The 4,068-nt window shown below is 47.1% G+C and carries 5 protein-coding genes; 3 read left to right on the forward strand and 2 right to left on the reverse strand.

What is annotated here, in order from left to right; translation table 11 throughout:
• Positions 1 to 390 precede the first annotated feature (390 nt).
• From VZT47_RS09560 to VZT47_RS09570, 3 genes are all read left to right on the forward strand, one after another.
• The gene (locus VZT47_RS09560; protein ID WP_330224738.1) at positions 391 to 1,329 is read left to right on the forward strand and encodes an AEC family transporter; all 939 of its coding nucleotides are present in this window, start codon (positions 391 to 393) and stop codon (positions 1,327 to 1,329) included.
• Positions 1,330 to 1,528: 199 nt separating this feature from the next.
• A complete protein-coding gene (locus VZT47_RS09565; protein ID WP_330224739.1) occupies positions 1,529 to 1,795 on the forward strand; it encodes a DUF4160 domain-containing protein in 267 nt (88 codons plus the stop codon).
• A gap of 9 nt (positions 1,796 to 1,804) precedes the next feature.
• A complete protein-coding gene (locus VZT47_RS09570; protein WP_330224740.1) occupies positions 1,805 to 2,146 on the forward strand; it encodes a DUF2442 domain-containing protein in 342 nt (113 codons plus the stop codon).
• Positions 2,147 to 2,319: 173 nt separating this feature from the next.
• On the opposite strand, the gene VZT47_RS09575 is transcribed toward VZT47_RS09570, so the two are convergent.
• Positions 2,320 to 2,748, reverse strand: a complete 429-nt coding sequence (locus tag VZT47_RS09575; protein WP_330224741.1) for an EamA family transporter — start codon at positions 2,746 to 2,748, stop codon at positions 2,320 to 2,322.
• 5 nt (positions 2,749 to 2,753) lie between these two features.
• Positions 2,754 to 3,188 (reverse strand): EamA family transporter, encoded by a 435-nt coding sequence (locus VZT47_RS09580; protein WP_330224742.1) that lies wholly within the window; start codon positions 3,186 to 3,188, stop codon positions 2,754 to 2,756.
• Positions 3,189 to 4,068 lie beyond the last annotated feature (880 nt).

Here is a 4,068-nt window from a genome sequence, read left to right on the forward strand (position 1 = left end):
GGAGAATGTTTAAATCCTTATATAAAAGGGCCGCCTCCCCTATAAAAAGGCGGCCACCATAACTGCGAACTGATAACTAATAACTGATAACTATTTCCCCTAAAGTTTTTAAATAATGATTTTTATTTTTGTACACCCCCACCTTTCCATCCCAGGAAAGGTGGGGCCTGTATCGTGCTGACGGATTTTCTCGTATGTGCTATGCAATTGTAGTGCCGGGAAAACATCAATCATCCTATCCATCCAGGCGGGTATCTCGAAACTCGGAACTTCTATGCGGGGACATGCGGGGTTCTTCTGCATCCATGACTTTATACATGTTTCGATTTGTGATAGAATCTTTATGAATTACAGGTTATTTATTCTATATAGAAAGTGCGATAGATATCTATGAATGCGATTCTTCAGGGGCTGGCGGGAATTTTTGAGATTGTGCTGATCGTGGCGGTGGGCTATTTCTTCGGGAAGAAGGGATGGTTCTGGAAGGATGCGGACCGGGATCTGACGAAATTTACCATGACCATCGGTCTTCCACCTTTCATGATTTATTCCATGTGCAGCCGTTTTGACCGGGATGCCCTGATTTCCATGGCTCCGGATCTGGTGCTGCCTTTTCTTTCCATTTTTGTGGCCTGGCTGGCAGGGTATGTGCTGGCGAAAATCCTTCATATCCGCCGGAGCAGGATGGGTGTCTTTGTGACGACCTGCTGCATTGCCAATGCGATTTTTATCGGGCTTCCGGTGAATATGGCTCTTTTCGGAGAGGAAAGTGTGCCGGCAGTGATGCTGTATTATGTGGCAAATACCACCATGTTCTGGACGCTGGGAGCTTTTCTCATCATTAAGGATGCCGGGGCCAGTCAGTCTTTTACGCCAAAGGAAATGGCTTCGAAATTTGCTTCTCCGCCGCTCATGGGTTTTGTGCTTTCCCTGATTCTTATCATGCTGGGTATTTCCATACCGAAACCTGTTATGGATGCCTGCCGGTATGTGGGAGGTATCGCGACGCCTACAGCTCTCATTGTTATCGGTCTTCAGGTGAGCCATATGCCTTTTTCTTCTTTCCGCTGGGACAGGGAACTTCTGGGCGCCTGCCTGGGCCGTTTCATCCTGGCCCCTCTCTGCCTGATGGCGCTCCTGCCTTTTATTCCGGTGACACCTCTTTCAGCCGATGTATTTTTCATGCAGGCCGGAATGCCGGCTATGTCCAATATGACCCTTCTGGCGAAATCCGTAGGAGCGGATTCTGAATACGCTACGGAAATCAATTGTGTCACCATCGTCATGGGGGTATTCTTTATACCGCTGTATATGTATCTGATTGGATGACTTTTGATTGGATGACTTTCCGGCCATTCTTTTTCAAGGCTGGAAATATAAAAGTTATCAGTTAGCAGTTCACAGTTCGCAGTGAAGGTGGCGCCCTTGCGGGCGCTATTTTTTATTAAAAATTTAACATAAACTTTTTAATATTCTTGCGATTTGGGAGAAAATACTTTAAGATAAAATTTGAAAGGAGATGAAGGATATGCCTGAGTTAAGCCGATTTGCAGGAATGGTAATTTATCTTCTTTTTTATGATGTAGGACAGCATAATAAACCACATGTCCATGTTTATTATGGTGACTACGAAGCGGTTATAGCAATAGATGGTGAATTATTAGCGGGATCCATTCCCAGAAAACAACTTCGAATGGTTATTGGCTGGCTTGCATTCCATGAAGAGGAAGCATATAGGGCCTGGAATAAAGCGGTACAGGGTGAGCATTTTGATAAGATTCCACCCATGAAATGAGGTGCTTTTATGTATATCGTTGATGATATCTGCTATGCAGGCTCTCCTGAGGAGGGGCTGAAAGTGAAGGCTGTGAAAGCTCTTCGCGGTGGAATTCTTCTGGTTACTTTTTCTACTGGTGAGGAGCGGCTTCTGGATACGACAGAATTAAAAGGTTCAGCTTTCAAAGCACTGGAAAATGAAGATGTTGTTTCTCATCCGGCCCTTTTTCATGGCGTAATTACCTGGAATAATGGGGAAATAGATATCGCGCCGGAAGCAGCGTATGAAAAAAGTTATCCATACACTGCTCCAGATTATAGAGCTTATCCTGAAATCAGCCCTGAAAAGAAAGTAGTCAGCGAAAAATAAGAAATCTCTGATAAAGGCAGCGCCCATGTGGGCGCTTTTTATTTCCATAAAAAAGGCGCCTTCATGATTAAAGGCGCTACCTTCCCGATAGTCCCTAAACTACTCCCGATAGTCCCGAGATTCCCGATTCAAAAGTTTCTTCAACAGGATTGATTCTTCGACGTAAACTGTCATCAAAACATGATCATCCCTACCCCGATTCCGCAGACTATAATGCCCAGGGCCTGTCTTTTGCTCAGCTTCTTTTCATGGTACACGAAGTAGGAAAGGAGGAGAAGGACACAGACGATGATGGAATTATAGACGATGAAGGAAATATTGACGGGCCAGCCGGCTTTGTAGAGAAAAATGGTTCCTATTTCTATGGCCACGATGGAAAAGGCAAGGCCCAGGGCGGCTGGCTGGAATTCGAGAAGGTCTTTCACCCGGCTCTTTTTTCTTTCCATGAGGAAATAGCAGAGAATGGAAAGGATGGATGCCACGAAATAAGTGACCACCAGAGCGGCCAGAGGATGCATGCCTCCTGCGCTTTCTTTTGCTCCGGCCTGATAGCCTACGCTTGCGCCCACCAGGAGAAGGATGGGCCACCATAATTTCCACATATTTCCTACCTCACAATCATAAAAGTGCCGATGGAGGCCACGATGCAGCCAAGAATCTGCTGCAGGGACAGGGGTTCACCGTAAAAGAAAGTGCCAAAGAGGAGGAGGGCGATGACGATGAGGGATGTATAAACGGTAAATCCCACATTCATGGCCCAGCCGTTTACATAGATATAAATGGCTCCTATTTCCAGACCTACCATGGAAATACCCATGATGATGGCGCCGGCAGGAGATTGCAGTATGGCCTGAAAAATACCACCCCCCGGGACGAAAAGTTCGAAAAGGATGGCGCAGAGGATGGCGCTTGAGAAATAAAGGAGTCCCAGGGCAGCGATGGGATTTCCTTTTTTCGCCATTTTTTTCGCGCAGATCTGGTAAAGCACGTCGCCTCCCACAATCATGAAGACGGGCCACCAGTAATTGAAAAGTTCGCCCATAATTCCTCCTGAAAATAAAAGCGCCTGCCTGACCTTCATCCGAAGATGTACCTGATGGCCAGAGCAAAGCGCTGATCCTCCCACCCGGCGGCGGGAAAGGGCTGTATTGAAAACAGGATAGCAGAAAGAAAGGAAGTTGTCAATTCATGGGGTATTTCTTTTTATGGAAAAGTTTAATAAATTTCTAATGATACAAATCCGCTTTTTTGCTACTATACATACAGAGCAAAGGAAATCGACCGTACGCTCCGCCACGGCCATTCTCAGAGAAGGCGGAAGGGAAGATCACGGAGCTCGAAACTATATGGTACCATGTAGACTGATGATGAACAACAAAGGAATGTGTGAATAGTACAGCAGAATAAGAAGCCACGAGGGGCCGGGAAACCCTTGTGGCTTTTTGTCGTGGTGTTTTTTAAAAAGCCGCGGAGCGGCCGAAAGGCGACAGGGGGGGAAGATGAATGCTTCCCTACGAAAGAGCTTTTGGTGCACATGTGCAAGGACGCATCAATCATCCCATCCGCCCTTCGGGCACCTTCCCTATCCAGGGAAGGTTGGCATATCTGGCGGCCAAAGGCCGCCGGGATTCTATTCCCTGCCCTTTCAGGCCCTTCGGGCCAGCTTCCCCGAGGGGAAGCACTTACTTACCGCCAGAGTCATCGGGCATGAAAGTGGTTCGCTATTAGTCCTGAAATTTACACGGCACATTCAAGACTAACTGCCAAAACATCTCTGGCACAATTGCCTCTATCGTCCAGCAAGTGCTCTCCCTCGGGAGAGCTGCGCAAAGCGCTGAGAGGGCAGGTAAAGGAAAAGGCGGCCTTTGGCCGCCGAAAAGGTCCATCCCCCCTTGAAAGGGTAATGGCAACAAAATAAGGAC

It is taken from the genome of Dialister sp. (assembly GCF_036343215.1).
Classification (GTDB): Bacteria; Bacillota; Negativicutes; order Veillonellales; family Dialisteraceae; genus Dialister.